General features: G+C 52.0%; 11 protein-coding genes. 6 read left to right on the plus strand and 5 right to left on the minus strand.

The window, feature by feature from the left end; all coding sequences use genetic code 11:
• Nucleotides 1-28 precede the first annotated feature (28 nt).
• Nucleotides 29-238 (minus strand): hypothetical protein, encoded by a 210-nt coding sequence (locus ACR0KN_RS15695; protein ID WP_480654859.1) that lies wholly within the window; start codon nt 236-238, stop codon nt 29-31.
• Nucleotides 239-273: 35 nt separating this feature from the next.
• Here ACR0KN_RS15695 and ACR0KN_RS15700 point away from each other — a divergent pair, with 35 nt between their 5' ends.
• The 5 genes from ACR0KN_RS15700 (at nt 274) to ACR0KN_RS15720 (ending at nt 7,648) form a co-directional block, all read left to right on the plus strand.
• Nucleotides 274-1,926, plus strand: coding sequence for a hypothetical protein (locus ACR0KN_RS15700; RefSeq protein ID WP_480654861.1), 1,653 nt, complete (start codon nt 274-276; stop codon nt 1,924-1,926).
• A gap of 77 nt (nt 1,927-2,003) precedes the next feature.
• Nucleotides 2,004-2,936, plus strand: coding sequence for a glycosyltransferase family 2 protein (locus tag ACR0KN_RS15705; protein WP_480607236.1), 933 nt, complete (start codon nt 2,004-2,006; stop codon nt 2,934-2,936).
• On the plus strand, nt 2,923-3,798 hold the full coding sequence (locus ACR0KN_RS15710; protein ID WP_480654863.1) for a class I SAM-dependent methyltransferase: 876 nt from the start codon (nt 2,923-2,925) through the stop codon (nt 3,796-3,798). The genes ACR0KN_RS15705 and ACR0KN_RS15710 overlap by 14 nt, the downstream gene beginning before the upstream one ends.
• A 3-nt stretch (nt 3,799-3,801) precedes the next feature.
• Complete coding sequence (asnB, locus tag ACR0KN_RS15715) at nt 3,802-5,715, plus strand: asparagine synthase (glutamine-hydrolyzing) (protein ID WP_480654865.1); 1,914 nt, start codon at nt 3,802-3,804, stop codon at nt 5,713-5,715.
• 127 nt (nt 5,716-5,842) lie between these two features.
• Nucleotides 5,843-7,648: a hypothetical protein gene (locus ACR0KN_RS15720; protein ID WP_480654867.1), complete on the plus strand. Its 1,806-nt coding sequence runs from the start codon at nt 5,843-5,845 to the stop codon at nt 7,646-7,648.
• A gap of 46 nt (nt 7,649-7,694) precedes the next feature.
• Here the strand turns inward: ACR0KN_RS15720 and ACR0KN_RS15725 are convergent, their stop codons facing one another.
• From ACR0KN_RS15725 to ACR0KN_RS15740, 4 genes are all read right to left on the minus strand, one after another.
• Entirely contained in the window at nt 7,695-8,993 is a 1,299-nt protein-coding gene (locus tag ACR0KN_RS15725; RefSeq protein WP_480654869.1) for an oligosaccharide flippase family protein, read from the minus strand.
• 149 nt (nt 8,994-9,142) lie between these two features.
• Nucleotides 9,143-10,156 carry an NAD-dependent epimerase/dehydratase family protein gene (locus ACR0KN_RS15730; protein WP_480456017.1) on the minus strand — a complete coding sequence of 338 codons (1,014 nt, stop codon included), beginning with the start codon at nt 10,154-10,156 and terminating at the stop codon, nt 9,143-9,145.
• Nucleotides 10,157-10,231: 75 nt separating this feature from the next.
• Nucleotides 10,232-12,103 (minus strand): acyltransferase family protein, encoded by a 1,872-nt coding sequence (locus tag ACR0KN_RS15735; protein ID WP_480654871.1) that lies wholly within the window; start codon nt 12,101-12,103, stop codon nt 10,232-10,234.
• Nucleotides 12,104-12,106: 3 nt separating this feature from the next.
• Nucleotides 12,107-13,828, minus strand: coding sequence for a glycosyltransferase (locus ACR0KN_RS15740; RefSeq protein WP_480654873.1), 1,722 nt, complete (start codon nt 13,826-13,828; stop codon nt 12,107-12,109).
• Between the two features lie 414 nt (nt 13,829-14,242).
• Here ACR0KN_RS15740 and ACR0KN_RS15745 point away from each other — a divergent pair, with 414 nt between their 5' ends.
• Complete coding sequence (locus ACR0KN_RS15745) at nt 14,243-15,445, plus strand: glycosyltransferase family 2 protein (protein WP_480654875.1); 1,203 nt, start codon at nt 14,243-14,245, stop codon at nt 15,443-15,445.
• The last annotated feature ends 1,091 nt before the right edge of the window (nt 15,446-16,536 follow it).

The following is a 16,536-nucleotide window of genomic DNA, read 5'->3' on the forward strand; positions in this document are numbered from 1 at the left end:
TGGACAGATGCGGAAGAGAGATAGAGGCTCAAAGATCTACTATGTGCAATGTAATATCCGCGAGCTGACAAATATCACCAGACAGTTGTGACCGCGAAGCCGTCTTTGGTTGCAGGATTCGTATATCGATAGATTGAAAGTTAACAAATGGAACCCATGCGTCAAAACGGGTCTGACAATCTTGATGAACTTCAGCACCGCTCTGCAGTTGGGCGATACGGTTCGGAGTGGTCAGCATGGGCAATTTTTGTCGGCGTCGCGTTTCTCCTTCAAATGTTTCTCGCCTTGAACACACGTGCGCCATTCGTGATCGAAAACGGTGACAACGGTTCCATTCTCTATATCATCGCGCATTGGATTCAGCCCGAAGCGTTCATGGATGATGTGTTGTTGGGCGTCGATGGCACAACCAGTTTTTATCAGGCAGCTTTGATGTGGCCCAACTATCTGCTTGGGTTAGCAGGGGTTCAGCTCGGCTTTTTTTATGTGATCATATGTTTCCCAATAGCGATGGCGCAGATGGGCGGCTTTTACCTTCTTGGAAAACAGCTCTTTTTAAATCGGAATGTTGCGATCGCTCTTGCACTGATCAGCATTCCCACGGTTTTTACGATTTCCGGTGATTTATGGGGTCACTACTATTCACCGCTTCTGCGCAGCGCATACGGTGCAGCGTTGCCCTGGCTTTTGTTGATATTGATATCCCCGTCCCGACCCAGACCCTATGCACTGATGGCCGCCGCTGCCGCTGCGAGCTACCTGCATCTTCCTTCTGGCCCACCTGTTGCTCTGGCTCTTCTGTTTGTCAGTTTGTTGCGGCGAGGTGAGGGCCAAGGCTCGGGTTATGCTTTAGTTCATCATGTGCTTGCCGGGGTGCTATATCTCGCGCTGATGAGCCCGTATGCTTTGTTGTTTTCTCAAACCTTCGCTGCAGGGGACAAGGAAGCCTTGCAGCAGTTTGCAAATTCTCCTTATGCGAATGTCGGCATGGCGATTGATCATCTATCAACATTGCGAGGCGTCAGACGCATGTCTATCTTGATTTCTCGCGTACCGGGCATGGAGTGGGCGGATCGAGTTGTCGTACCTTTCTTCGGCGTGTTATTCGTTGTTGGCGGGTTATCCGTATTGGTCGTCACCTTTGCAAGCATTCTGCCTTCGCATCTACGGTCACGTCTGTCTTTTCCGCAGTCGTGGTATTGGGTTGCTGGTTTCTTTACCACCACGATTTTTTTGGCATTGGGTATTTCTGCGATTGATCAAGCTATCGCGGCGGCGCAGGCGCGTGGCCCTCTGCAGCTTGATTTCATTCGAGCCACGCGTTTTGGAGTTCCCGCAGCATATATTGGCATGTTTATGCTGATCACATATCTGGCGCAGCGGTTTAAGCCCAAGGCCTCGTGCCTCGCTCCGACTTGTACGATAGCGCTCGCCGCCTGGGTCTGGTTGTTTGCCTACCCGTCTACCAGCCACGGTCTGTATCGCATGACCAAAGGTCAGAGCATAGAAGATACCAATCTGACGCAGTTTGGACAGTTCTCTCAGAAGATGGCTGAAATTGACGGCGTTGGTCCGATCACCCCGGTTTTGCGCTATGATTATCTTTCTAGCGCATTGCGTTACGTCGCGTTCCTACCGCTGACTTTTAATCGCAAGGACAATAACTTTATATCGTACAGCGGTCGCCTTGATTCGCGCGAGCATCGCGCATTGATGGACCAAATTGATGCCATCCGCAAAGCGCGACGTGATCCCGACGCTCAGGTTCCAATTATTACTGGATTTGTGGATGTGCTTGGTTCACCAGATGTGGTGATTGATCGTCGCGTCGTGCAAGAACTGGCAGAAGCACGGCTTGTCTCCGAGTATGGTTTTGACTTGCAGTTGGAACTTGGTCCATTTGCATACTACCGACGCGCACAATAGCAGCAACGACCGCGCTTGTAAGAAAGCATGTCCCCTGTTAACAGCAATATCGATTAGGCCATAGAAAGCGCTGAACCGTGGAAGAATTCTCACCGGAAAATATCACAATCATATTGCCTGCCTATAACGAGGAACAGGCCGTCGGTGCGGTGATCCGCGAATTGCGGGATGAGCTTCCAGAAGTGACGTTGCTGTTGGTTGACGATGGAAGCGTTGACAATACGGCCCAAGTTGCCCGTACGGCAGGGGCTCATGTTATTTCGCACCCTCGCAATCGTGGTTATGGGGGAACATGGAAAACAGGTTTGAAAGAGGCCACGACTCCGTTTGTCATGTTTTATGATGCTGACGGTCAGTTCACGGCCCAGCAGGCCCGTGCATTGATCAAACAATGGCAGCGAACCAAGCCCGCGCTGATTTCTGGTGCACGCAGCAAATCTTCTCATGTGGACCCGGTTCGCAAACCCGGTAAGATGATACTGTCGGGGTTCTCGAGGCTTCTGGTGGGTCAGCAAATCCCCGATCTTAATTGCGGCTTGCGGATCTACCGACGCACTCAGTTGTTGTCATTCGCAGAGTTGTTGCCAAATGGATTTTCAGCCTCCGCAACATCGCTGATCCTTTATCTCAAACAAAAATTCGACGTGAGCTTCATGCCCATTGAAACTCGCAAAAGGGTTGGCAAGTCATCGGTTTCTGTAATCAAGGATGGCTTTAATGTGCTTCTCCTGATCACCCGTCTTGTGGCCTTATATGATCCAATTCGCTTGTTCTTGTTGCCCTCGTTTACGCTGGCCGCTCTGGGTATTGTTTACTCGGTGATCGTGATTGTCGCACAGGGGCTGGGTCTGCCTGTCCTTGGCGCTGTAATGCTTCTGACATCTCTGATCCTCTTTTTCATGGGGATCGTTTGCGATCAGGTTTCAGCCATCCGTATCGCACAAGCCCGTACCGACGCGGCCTTGGCGCGCATAGAAGCAGGCACCATGCAAAAAGATGAAGCTGCATGAACGGTGCCGCCTGTGCGGCGGTACGACAGAACTGCGATCGGGTTATCGCTTTGAACAGTTTGACCTGTTCAAATGTGGCGCATGCGGGTTTCAGCAAATTGACCCAGAGCCTTCTGTTGCAGAACTTCAAGAGCTCTATGGGACCCTCTATTTTCAGAAAGCCAAATATACCGATCCAAAAGCCATAGAGCTTGAGTATGAGCGTCGCCACAATTTAATGGATCGCGCCGGGTTCAAGCCCGGGGATAGTCTGCTGGAAATCGGCTGTGGAGCAGGGCAGTTTATCGCAACCTGTGCAGATACTTACAAATGGTACGGTATGGACTTTTCAGAGGCCGGGATTGAGGAGGCACGGACCAGGCTTCCGAATTTACCTGCCGACAGGCTGAGTTCAGGGTCAGTCGAAGATTTTAACCCCAGCCTCCCGGACGGTGGCTTTGACGGCGTGTTGATCTTTGACACCATTGAGCATGTGTACGATCCGCAACCAGTTCTGAAGCGCGCGGCAAGCTGGCTCAAGCCGGGAGGTCGCATGATCGTGACGACCCCTGACATTGGCGCGAATATGGCTAAGCTTACAGGCCGTCGGTGGCCATTTATGACACCACCGGAACACCTTTCATTTTTTACTCGTCCCGCGATGGCGCAGGCGCTTCTAAGCGCTGGGCTATACACATCATATTCCAAGTCTATGGGGAAATACGCCAACGTCGCGTTTATTGTCTACAAGGCGGGGAGGGTTGGCCTGTTGCCGAAGTCATTCGGAAAGCTCGCGGTGAAGATGGGTTTGGGCAAGCTTACCATTTATGTCCCGACCGGCGATGTAATGTATATGATTGCCGAAAAACAGCGGGACGCCTGAGGAATGTGCGGCATCGCGGGTATCTTGGCGCTAACGCAGACCATTGATCCAACAAAAGCTGAAGCTTGTCTCGCGACGATGTTGGATCGGCTTCATCATCGTGGTCCTGACGAACGTGGACAGTATAACGGCGATCGCGTCTGGATGGGTAACACCCGTCTTGCGGTCGTCGGTGAGGAGAACGGTCGCCAGCCGATCTGGAACGAAAACCGCACTGTCGTCGTCGTAATGAATGGCGAAATCTATAATGCGCCAGACCTCGTACGCAGCCTGACGGCAATGGGGCACAGGTTTTCCACCGACACTGATACCGAAGTTCTGGTTCACGGATACGAGGAATTTGGGCTTGAAGTTCTGGATCATCTCAACGGTATGTTTGCCTTTGCAATCTACGATTTGCGCAAGGGTAAGGTGATCATTGCCCGCGATCGCTTTGGCATGAAGCCCCTTTATCTTCTTAAGAGCCTGTCGGTCCCTGGTGATCTGCTATTTGCCAGCGAGCTCAATGCGCTCAAATCGGTCAAGGGCTTCTCGAACAAATATAGCCCCGAAGGGCTCGCCACCTTTCTCGGCAGTATGTATGTTTCCGAGCCCTTTACAGCATTCGAGGATATACGGGCGCTGGAACCGGGATGTGCTTTGGTTTGCACTGCGCAAGGTCAGGAAAAACACCGCTATTGGGATATGACTTTCAATCCCGACAATAGCCGTCGCAGTGAAGCCGATGCGATAGCGGCAGTTGCCGATGTGCTTCCACGGGCGGTAGGCAGACACCTGATGGCGGATCGACCTGTCGGGACACTGTTGTCTGGAGGTCTTGATAGCCGGGCAGTCTCTGCGGCTGCCTGGGCGCAAGGGGGGACCGGCCAAGCTTATACGGTCGGATATGACGAGGCCGCTTTTGACGAAAGCCCATTGGCTGCTGCCTGGACCAAGGCGCTGGATCGTGAGCATCATGTTTTACGTCTCGGCGAAGCACAATTCGCCAGCATTGTCCCAAATCGCTATGCTGGACATGGTCAGCCTTATGGAGTCTGGGTCAATTCGGCGTCCGAAGCTCTTGCCGGAGAAATTCGCGCGCAGGGCTATAAGGCGGTGCTGACCGGAGAAGGCGGTGACGAGTTGTTCTGCGGCTACCCGACACTTCATGCTGCGAATATTGCACGCTACTACCGATACCTTCCCGCGCCCGTCAGATCTCTGATCGCCAATGCCACCGATCTGCTGCCAGCTGGATCTAGCCGACTGCCGCTTAGTTTTATGGCGCAGAGTTTTGCAAAATCCGTGACAGGTGATCTGTTACGCAGCTTCTACGGTTTCAAAGAAGTCATTCGCTATCGTGATTGGAAAGAGGCATTGACGCCGGAAGCCTATGCGATAGTTGGTGAAATTGATCCAGCGATTGCGTTCACCCAATACCGCGAGCGGATCGCGGACTGGCCCCTGATAGACCAGCTTTCATACATTGATATCAAGAGCTTTCTGGCATCTTGCAGTCTGGTTCCGAACGACAACGCCTATATGTCTCAAAGCGTCGAGACGCGGATTCCGCTTTTGGATGTTGAAATGGCGGAGCTGGTTAAAACTCTGCCACTAGGGGTCCGGTTTCACGCGACAGATCCCAAGCGGCTTTTGAAGAAAGCCTTGAACCACTATTTGCAGCAGAGTGCACCCGATGCCGTAGCCGCGCTTGGTTCGTATAAGAAGATGGGATTCGAGGTTCCGACTACTGTTTGGATAAATGGTCCACAATTTGGACCCGTGATCGATCATTATCTCAGCCGTGAGGCCGTCGAGCGCGTTGGCTTTTTCAATTCTGATTACATCGAGCGCATTTTGAGTGCGCAGCGAACTGGGCGTGCAAATAACGAACGCATCTTGCAAACAGCAATGGCGTTGCAGCATTTTTTGGGATAGCGAAGTCAGGGTCCGAATGCCGAACAACGAACTGAAGGGTTGAACGCCTATGTGCGGGATTTTCTGTCTTTCGCTTGATGCCAATCACAATCTCGACGCGGTAATCCTGACCCGATTGACGCGCGAAATGCTCCTGATTGCCGAACGGCGGGGCCGGGAAGCGGCGGGAGTCTGCACCTATCAAAACGGGCGGACTTTTTACATCAAGCGCCCAAGTTCTGCGTCTGCAATCGTTCGAGGTCCGGAATTCGCCGAGTTTTCCCAAAAAGCCTTTGTGAATCCCGACAACGGCGGTGTTGCAATTATTGGTCACGCAAGGCTGGTTACAAATGGTCTCAGAGCCTTTCATGACAATAACCAACCCTTTGATGACAAAGGATTTGTGGGGGTGCATAACGGGGTGATTGTCAATCACAGCGAATTCTTTGCCCCTGACCTTCCCGTGCCCGAGCTGGACAGTTTGGCAATCCCAACCCGGTTGCGCCACCATCTTGATGCTGGCAACTCCGCCGAGGACGCCAATGTGGCCACGCTGAACGATCTTCAGGGGGTCGTTTCATACCTGATGGTTGACACAGTGTTCGGTCAAATACATGCGGCATCTAACAATGGCTCGCTCTATGAGGCGCGGTTGATGCGTGATGGTGCTCCGGTCGGCAGGCTTCTTATGTCCGAGCGGGAAATGCTTCGGTTGATGGAAGCGCATCTTGCGAGCGTTGGAATCCAGAAAGGTGATGACCGCCGCTATGATCCGGGCACTGTAGACAGCTGGTGCGTGACCGACGACCAAAAGGCGATCAAACCAGCAGCGCCTACGAAACCAGTAGATCTAAGCGCGCTTACGGACCCAAGAAACGCCGAGCTACGCCGCTGCACAAACTGTCTGCTGCCCCACACGATGCCCTTTATCGAGTTTGATGATGCTGGTGTATGCAACTGGTGCCGCAACAGCCTTCTGACGCCGCTGAAAGAGCGCGACGAACTGGATGCGCAGCTCGAAAAATTACGCAACATCATAGATCGCCCAAATTGCCTTATGGCGGTCAGTGGCGGACGAGACAGCTGCTATGGTCTTCACGTTGCAAAGACAGAACTTGGGCTGAACCCGATTGCCTTCACTTACGATTGGGGCATGGTGACAGACTTGGCCCGACGCAACACATCGCGCGTCTGCGCCAAACTGGGCATCGAGCATATCATCGTTTCGGCGGACATTCCTCGTAAGCAAGAGAACATCCGCAAGAATATCGAAGCATGGCTCAAACGGCCGGAACTAGGGATGGTTCCGATATTCACAGCGGGTGATAAACAGTTTTATCAGCACGCGAACCGCTTGCAGAAAGAACTGGACGTGCCCGCGATTATCTTTTGCGAGAACGGGCGCTACGAGAAGACTTGGTTCAAAGCGGGCTTTGCCGGCATCAATGAGGGGAATCGGCGGCTTTGGAACCTGTCGATGATCGAAAAGTTCCGTTACATGTCGTATTATGCAGGTCAGTTTCTGCGGAACCCCGCTTATCTGAACCGCTCGCTACTGGACAGCATAGAAGCGTTCATCTCGAGCTATTTCCTCAAGCATGACTACATTCAGCTTTTTGACTATATCCCGTGGGAAGAAGAAACCGTCGAACGCGTTTTGATCGACGAATATGGTTTTGAAGTCCCAGAGGGTTGTCCGACTACGTGGAGAATTGGCGACGGAACGGCACCGTTCTACAACTTTATCTACCGCACGGTTGCTGGGTTTACCGAATTTGATACCTTCCGCTCAAATCAAATTCGCGACGGTAAGATCACACGAGAATTCGGTGCCGAACGTATTCAAATCGAAAATGAGCCCAGGATGGACGATCTTCGCGAATACCTGGCGACCGTTGGAGTGAATTTCGACAAAGCCATGACGAGGATTCTGTCAATCCCCAGACGGTATTGATTCACGGGGCATATCAGACGTGCGACCATTCTTTGAAGCCGGAATATCAAGTCGTGCCGAACAATCTGGGTTTCCACACCCGCAGCAGATAAAGCTGCGCGATCTCTGCGATTCCCGTTGCTACCGCTGCGCCTTGTGGGCCGAAATACGGGATCAGCACGAGGTTGAACACCAAGTTTAGCATTGCGAGGATCGCAAAGAACGCTGTTTGTAAGACTGGTTGCCCTCCCTGGGTGAACGATTGATTGAGAACTATCGCAGGAGCTGCAACTGTCGTCGCGAGGCCCATGATTAAAAATACTTCGGTGGAGGTTCGACTATCTTCGGCACCCAGCAGCACTGGGGCGGCAAAAATCAGCAACCCCGAAGCGCATATCAGCGTGACGATACTGATTGCCCTGCCAACTAACGCCAAGGACGAATACAACTCGTCAAATGCAGCCCTGTCTTGATGGAACAAATAATCGGCAACCCGCGGATTAATGACGCTTTGGACCGCAGCGAGAAGCATACGCAATCCGTCTGCAAACATCGCGCCAAGAGCGTACATGCCCACAACCCTGTCGGATGCCAGAAGACCCAGAACCAAAACATCTATCCTGCTGTTCACATCCGACAGCAATCCGATTAATGCACCCCGCCAACCACGTCCGTTCTCGCTGATCATGACCGCAAATAGTCTACTAAACTCCAGACGTGTTCCCCTAGTATAGAGCCAAAGCATCACCAGCATGAGCGAAAATATCAGTGCCTCGGATGCCACAAACAGCCATCCAAACCACCCTGTCGGGGCGTGCAGGATTAGCAAAGCCAGAAATGCCAACAGCATAGTTGGCATACGAATACCCTGCAGGACCGCATAGGTTTTGAGATGTTCCATCCCATTGAGCGAGTGAACGCCAACCTTGTTGAGGCCAAACAACATTACCCCTAACCCGACCGCAGGCATGGTTTCTGCCAGCTCCGGGCTGTCGAGAACTGAACCGATGACCGGTGCCCCGTGCCACAGCAGCAATGCCATCAGCATGCCAACCGCGAGAACGGGCAAAAAAGCTGCTATCAAATAGGTACGTGCGCTGGGGTCCGATGCGCCATGGCGGGAAAAATAGTATAGTGCCGCAAAGGCAAAGCCACCCGCCGATACCTGACCCAGAATAAGGAAAAACAACAGGGATTGGCTGAATACGCCGAGCCCCTCAAAGCCGTAGTACCTACCGATCAACAGGTTTAGCGCAACACCTGAAACCGCCAGAGCAGCCACAGAGCCGATGTTGGCGAACAAAGTTGCCGGGTCACTGACTTGGCCCAATGCCTGACGAATGTTTTGAATTGCCCCGTTTATCACGACAGGATTAATAGGCGTCTTAGATTGAATGTGCCAGTGTATGTCAGGCGGAATAAGCGGGGCATTGTCATTTTCACAGCGTCCTGTCTAAGCGCAGGCACCTGCGCCCTGACGTTTGGGCAATGTCTACGAAAGGTGCGCTTTGTCCTCTATTTGTCATAATAGTCGCGAAACCAGTCGACAAATTTCTGAATTCCATCTTTGAAATCGGTCTGAGGGCGATATCCGGTCAGACGCTGCAGCAGGTCCGCGTTTGCCCAGGTTGCCGGGACATCACCCATTTGGATGTCCATGTAGTTTCTGATAGCTTTCTTACCCAGACAATCTTCGATTGCGTCGACAAAGTCCAGCAACCGCACTTTGTCCGAGTTACCTATATTGACGACGCGGTAAGGTGCAACCGGGCTTAGGCTGTCACCTTCTTCGATGTCTTCCGGATTCTCCGGACGCACCGGCACGGCTTTGATTAAAAGAGAGATCGCGCGTACCAGATCGTCAACATATGTGAAATCGCGGTACATATCGCCGTGGTTGTAGATATCGATCGGCCGGTCATCCAGTATCGCATCGACAAATTTATAAAGCGCAAGGTCAGGTCGACCCCATGTGCCGTAAACCGTAAAGAACCGGAACATGGTTGTGGGCAGATCCCAGAGATGGGCATAGGAATGGCCCATGCTCTCATTTGCTTTTTTGGTCGCCGCATAGATCGTCAACTGCGTATCTGCCTTTTCGCATTCATCGAACGGCATTTCTGTGTTGGCACCATAAACCGAGGACGTTGACGCCATGAGCAAATGCTGAACTTTGTGGCGACGTGCGGCTTCCATGACATTGAATGTTCCAACGACATTGCTGTCGATATATGCCCGGGGATTTTCAAGGCTATAACGGACACCGGCTTGTGCGGCGAGGTGAACGATGACATCGGGCTCGAAACGGTCGGCGACGACATCGAATTTCTCCGCGTCTTCCAGCATTCCTTCATCACAGGAAAAATTGGGGTTCTGCAACAGTGCGGCATGGCGGCGTTGTTTCAAACGGACGTCATAGTAATCTGTCATCCCGTCAAAGCCATGCACTCTGTCTCCATTCGCGAGCAGCAGTTTGGCAAGATGAAAACCAATAAACCCGGCCGTGCCGGTAATCAGAACTTTTTGCACCCGTCTGTTTCCTTGTTTTGTTGTTTAGTTAAGAACACCTTAGGGCTCTGGATGCGAGTTGAGAGCCTTCTCAAATCATTGTTCCAGCCATTCGGTCAAGCGATGACCCAGCATAATTGCGCCCGCGCGGGTCAGGTGGCCTCCGTCATATGAAATCAAAAGCCCGTCCTCGTTCGTATTGCGACACGTTTTACCATTGCCGCACATCAAGTTTGAAATGTCCACGAATTGTGCCTGTGATAGAGTTTCGTTCATGGATTGATTAGTAGCCAAATGGCCTTGGCTCATTTCAACCAATATGTCCTCGTTGCCCGTTTCGAATTCCGTCATGTAACGCTTTAGAGACATACCGGAACCGAAGTTCTTGCGTCCCATAACCCGAATTCTTGCCAGTGTCACGTCGCCAAGGTTTTCAAGACTTTCAGGCAGATTCTCGACGTGCCAATCTTTCCAGCTGGATACCAGCCAGATTTCATCCGCATGCTCTATCCGGGCCTGCAGCGTTTCGTCCTCGTAGCCCGGCCTTTTTGCACACAACTCACGATCTTTAGGAGCGATAAGATCCGTGAAATCACGTTTCAGGAACAGGTTACCGCAGCGCCCAGATATGTAGAAGGTCGAAAGTTGGAACTTGTCTGCCAATGGAGATTCCAGCACAGCGTTAAGCATGTCCTGCGCGTAGCTGTCACCGATAATCAGCAGCTTGTTCCGTTGATCAGTCCCATCAAACTCTGCTTTTTGGAATTCTGAGAACTGCCCGCGTACATAGTTTGCTGGATCATCATATTGCTCAAAAACCGCTTGATGATTTTCGGTATAACGGCCCGGTACGCCCTGCGTCCAGGTGATAGCGAGGCCAGCCACGATCAGCGCGGCCCCGGCTGCCCCTGCCGGCAGCATTATTGCCATACCAGGAAATACTGGACCTTTTCTAAATGGCGTTTCAACAAACTTGTAGCTGAGGAAGGCAAGCAAGAGCGTGAAGCCACACAACACTGCCATGAACCAAAGCGGCGGCTCGTGCCAACTCAGATATCGGGCATAGGCCAAGACGGGTTGATGCCAAAGATATGCAGAATAGCTGATCAATCCGACACCTATGCAAACCGGATTGGCCAAAATAGGGAAAGACCACGTGCCTCGACGCTCGAACAAGATGATCAGAACGGTTCCCAGCACGGGTGCTAATGCATAAGGGCTAGGGAATGGCGTGTGTTTGTCATAGACATGGATAGCATACAGGATCAGCGCAATACCCAGAACCGATAGAACTCCGGACAGGGCCGAACCCGGTCTCCACGGGTTTGGGCGTCCCAAATAAAGTGCGGTAAGCGCGCCAGCCATCAATTCCCAAGCGCGCGTAGGAAGCAGATAGAATGCCGCTTCGGGTTCGCTTAACGCGCCGAGATCCCAGGTGGCAAATGCAAAACTGACTGCAAAAATCAGACTTAGCACGACAAAGACAATCTTGAGGCCAAATCGCCAGAGCAGCGCGAGCGCAATCGGGAAGAAGATATAGAATTGCTCTTCCACAGCCAATGACCAGGTATGCAAAAGTGGTTTTAGTTCGGTCGCGGTGTCAAAATATCCGCTTTCCATCCAGAAAAAAAAGTTAGACCAGAACGTTGTGACCGCAACAACGCTGAGTGAAAAGCTTTTGAAATCTGCCGGAAGCAATATGAACCAACCCGCGACAAAGCTTACCGCAACGACGCAGAAAAGGGCAGGAATGATGCGCCTTACGCGGCGCTCGTAGAACTTAAGGATTGAATAGCGACCCTGTTCAAGATCGCCAACGAGTATTGTTGTGATGAGATAACCGGAGATTACAAAGAACACATCTACGCCGACATAACCTCCTGTGAAATAAGGGAATCCCGCATGAAAAAGGATAACCGGGATCACTGCAAGCGCGCGGAGGCCGTCAATTTCTGGCCTGTATTTCATATCTTAGCACCACCCGTAAGCTGTTTTAACAGCATTCAGCTGCGCGGCGCGCGAGAATTTGTTCATGATCAAACCCGGACTACGCGCATGCACAGATGCGCGCCAATCTTCATTTTGCAACCCGTCAATAACGGCCTGAGCCAATGCATCAGCGCTTCGCATTGTCAGCCTTGCGGTGTCATGGTCGGCAATTGCTTCGTTTATGCCACCAACATCCGGGGCGACAACGGGCAATCCTGCGAGTTGAGCCTCGATTACTGCGTTTGGCAGGCTTTCTGTACACGTGGTCATCAGAAACAAGTCCATTTGCCGCAGATAGTCGAACAAGCCCTCGGACACTAGGCCGGGCAGTACGAACTGATCTGTCAGCCCGGCAGAAGCAATGGCTTTTTCGATGTCTTTCCGCAGGGGTCCATCACCGACCATTAGAAAGCGGGTGCCCGGGATCGCGGTGTTCACTCTTTTGGCGACCGAGACCCATAGCAGCGGATCCTTCACCGGAGAAAACCGAAAGACACCGCCAACAGTCAATTGTTGGCCGGAATCTGGTTTTGGCGGGCTCAGTTCCTTAAAGCCAAGTTCTTTGGGCTCAATGGCGTTGTAAATGGTTGTAAAGCGCGTATCGGGCAAACCTGTTGCTTGGGCCCAATCATCAGCAGCGGCCCTGCTGTTTGCGGCCAGAACAACCTGCGGGAACTGCGCGCATAGTTTGATGGTGTATTCGGAAAGCCTCTCGCGCAGGCTTTCGATCTCGGACCCCGACGATTGCTGGCCGCGTGTCATCGATCCGAAATGCACTACAACACGCGGCGTACCTGAGATAACCGCTGCCAGCGCAAGTTCGGCGTGTAGGCCGCCTCTTATGTGCACAACCTCCGGACGCAACTCGTAAAGGGTGCCCAAAGCCGAGCGAAGCCACCGCATTCCTATCGCTTCAGATAGTGACGCAACACTCTGTAGAGTAGGCTCGTCTTTCCACGGGTCGGGCAGCGAGACCGGCATGTCATCAAGTTGATGATTTGACAGTTTGCTATACCCGCTTGGAAGCTTGTAGACGTTCCTGGGTTGCTCTTTTGTGAGCATATGCAAAGACGAAACCGAGGGGTCCTGAGCAAGGTTTGCGATTAGATGTGTAACCTGCCTCTCGGCTCCGCCAATTCCCAGCGAATGATTGTACAACAGAACTCGACCGGCGTGCGCCTTGTAGGTTTGCGTCGGTTGCTCTTTTTGGCATTTGACCCAATGCCTAAGTACCGAAAAGGCGATGTCTTCCTCTTCCTCAGCGGATATGCCTTCAGCGGACAACGAGTTAAGCGCAGTATTGATTCTCTTACTGAGGCGGCTGTTTTGCTTCACGTGTTTAAGATCTGAATTCAGCTCACGCGCCTCGACATAGCGGCGCAGGTCAATCAGCGACAACAGGGCGCTACGCTCGGCGGTTGCGTTGGTTTGCCAGTTCTGACGTTCCCCCAGAACGTTCATCGCCGATTTCGGCCGCCATGATTTCCACAGACGGAAAGCCAAATCCGCCCGTGAAATCTGTTGGCGATCATAGAGGGTGTAGAGCCAGTCGACATATCGCCTGACTACAGCGCCCTTACCCAACGCATGAAGAATTTTGGTTCGTTGGAAATGATCCTGAGGGCGCGCGAAGCTCGATTGGCAGATTTGGCGACAAAGCACTAATGCCTCCGAGTATCTGCGTTCGCGATTCAGTTCTGTCATTTGTGCGCGCTTACTCCGAATCTCTCGCTTGAGCTTTCGGCGAAACACCTTCCGAATAAAACCCGGTGGGCGCAATCGATTTGAGGATGAGTTTTCGCTTACAGCGTATAAGCTTAAAGCACGTTTCCTCATGTTTTGCCCTACTTTTTTGCCCGCAGATGTTATAACTATTGATGTGCTGTTCAAATGACAGAGTTTCCAAGCACAGGTGCTTATAGTTCGATATCCAAGAGATTCAACCGTAGGAAGTTTCGGGTAGGCAACCTGCTGCGCAACAGCAACCTTTGTTGAGTTTCCCGACCTGCCGTATTAGTTTCGCCAGGCTTACGTCCCGCAATTCTGGCGGTCGCGGCGCCGCGCGGAGATAGAGTTCCATTTTTGTACCTATGTGTTCATAACCCTGGGAGAGTACAGGTGAGTTTTCTTGGCAGAAAAAGGGTAAGAGCTAGCCGAAAACTATCGCGCTGGGCCCGATTCCTAAGGGTCCTTCGAAAACCCGGAATTCTGTTTCTTACCAAGAAAAGGAAAGCAGACCTAAATAGCAGCATCATCACAGCCTACGACATGCTTCTATCTGATGGACTCGAGAAGACGCTTTCTTATCTCAGGCGAAATGACTTCTACCATTCGCCCGGAACTACGGATCTTTTCAAAGCAATTGCAGCGACAGATGATGTGGCGTGGACTGAGAACATGAATGCCTGGCTGAAACGACACAGTCGTTCTGTCATCAGGTTGAAACCTGGAACAGATGCCAGGTTTTTACGTATCAGCTTTGAGGATTTGCCACCTGTGGTTGGCTCGCAGCCAAAGATATCGGTCGTGATGCCGGCACACAATGCTGAGACCACGATCAGATTGGCGGTGCAATCCATACTCCAGCAGACTTGGAGAAACCTCGAACTGATTGTCGTCGATGACAACAGCACAGACAACACGGCTGAAATACTGGCTGGTCTGGCACAACAAGAACCACGCCTCATAGTTCTCAACAACCTGGTAAATGTGGGACCCTATGTGTCGAAAAATCGTGCCTTAACTGTTGCGTCGGGCGATTTCATTACTGGCCATGATGCAGACGATCTGGCGCTACCGGACCGTTTAGAGCGCCAAGTGCGGCCTTTGCTGCATGACCATTCGTTGGTTGGAACCTACGGGCACATGGTCCGTTTGGACGAAACTGGCCGCCCGAACTATCTATCGCGCATTGCAAATCACAGCTTTGATGGCATTTTGCGCCGCGCCATGATTTCGCTGATGTTAAGGCGAGAGGTTTTCTCGCTTGTTGGATACTGGGACAGCGTTCGCTTTGGTGCGGATATGGAATTCTTGGCACGCGTCGAGCGTGCATTCCCAAACTCGGTGGTGGAAGACCGTGCTTGCACAATGCTTTGCCTCAATGAAAAAGGCAGTCTTACCAACAATCCGGCATCCGGGATTAGCAACCGAGGCGGCCCCTCTCAGATTCGGGTCGAATATCGCGTCAGCTGGAAGAAATGGCATCAAGAGCACAGGAACGAAGTACTCTATCGCTCTTTCAGCAATCAAACACGGGAGTTCGAGGCACCTGAGGGGATGGTTATCCCGCAAAATGACATCTTGAAAGTTCAAGGTTAAGTTGGGTTTAGACTTTTGATCGCGACTTAGTCGTCGCGGTGAGGGGCTGTTGGAGTTGTCACATTAACTGCCGTCCGACCAAAGAATGCTGGCACCCATTTGGACCGAATTTCCAGTCAAATTGATCACGCCAATTCGATCCACTAAGCCATGGTTGAAAGAAGAAAATGCGAAGATACCTGACAAATGGGTTTCTGGAACTGAACAATGCTCAGCCAAAGGTTCAATCCGCTGTGTGTTCTTGGGCAGTAGAAATTCCTTTTTTGTCGACTCCGATGCCGGTCGCGCGGCTACCGCAATCGCCTATCCTCTGGTTGAGACCACCAAGCTTAATGGTGTTGATACCCAAGCCTAGCTGACTGGGGCCCTGCCTAAATAGTCTGTCACAAAGTCGCCCGTCTCAACGAAGTCATACCACGGCGTCACATTGCGTAGGTGGTGCAACAGGGATCCGCGCTGCCCAGACAAAGCAAAAAACCAAACCGTCGCATGTAAGGCCGACTTGACCTTGGAAACCCGCCTGCACAAAAGTGAATAACGGGATTGGTGGTAAGATCGCAGGCTCGCAGGGGCTTATTTGCCCTGGCGAATCGTTTCCTGAGCCCAATATCTTTCTCGAGCTGCCTCCCATAGCAGAGCCAAGGCGAATTTATCGAGTTTGGGTTGCAACACGGGGTGCAGCCGAATCAGGAAATGACGAAGAAATACACCACTGAATAGCGGTGTTTCAAATCTGGATTATCAGCCAACCTATTTCCGAAAAAAGCTGACCTGTTCACTGCGGCGAGATATATGGTGATCGAAGTTGCTGACGGGCTCACGGATAGGACCACGGCCGTAAACCAGATGTGACAGGCCGAGTTCACCTGCTTCAAGATCATCGGTGAGGGTGGTATTGGCTGAGCTCGATCCCGGATGATCGCATCTATTAGATCATTTTCTGCAAGCTCCGCATAACCATGCGAGAGGGCGAAGTCACTCACTCATCCTGACAACGCACACCGGAGCAAAATCTAGCGATGGTACCGGACCAATAAAAAACGAGCCTCGCCAGAACACAACAGTTTGCCTGGTGACTAAGAGAGTCAGTT

The organism is Ruegeria sp. AP7, assembly GCF_056539905.1.

Bases quoted from the DNA above. Each gene is read 5' to 3' on its own strand.
- ACR0KN_RS15695 (WP_480654859.1), bottom strand. From the start codon at position 238: ATGCTGACCACTCCGAACCGTATCGCCCAACTGCAGAGCGGTGCTGAA.
- ACR0KN_RS15700 (WP_480654861.1), top strand. From the start codon at position 274: ATGTTTCTCGCCTTGAACACACGTGCGCCATTCGTGATCGAAAACGGT.
- ACR0KN_RS15710 (WP_480654863.1), top strand. From the start codon at position 2,923: ATGAAGCTGCATGAACGGTGCCGCCTGTGCGGCGGTACGACAGAACTG.
- asnB (WP_480654865.1), top strand. From the start codon at position 3,802: ATGTGCGGCATCGCGGGTATCTTGGCGCTAACGCAGACCATTGATCCA.
- ACR0KN_RS15720 (WP_480654867.1), top strand. From the start codon at position 5,843: ATGCTCCTGATTGCCGAACGGCGGGGCCGGGAAGCGGCGGGAGTCTGC.
- ACR0KN_RS15735 (WP_480654871.1), bottom strand. From the start codon at position 12,103: ATGAAATACAGGCCAGAAATTGACGGCCTCCGCGCGCTTGCAGTGATC.
- ACR0KN_RS15740 (WP_480654873.1), bottom strand. From the start codon at position 13,828: ATGACAGAACTGAATCGCGAACGCAGATACTCGGAGGCATTAGTGCTT.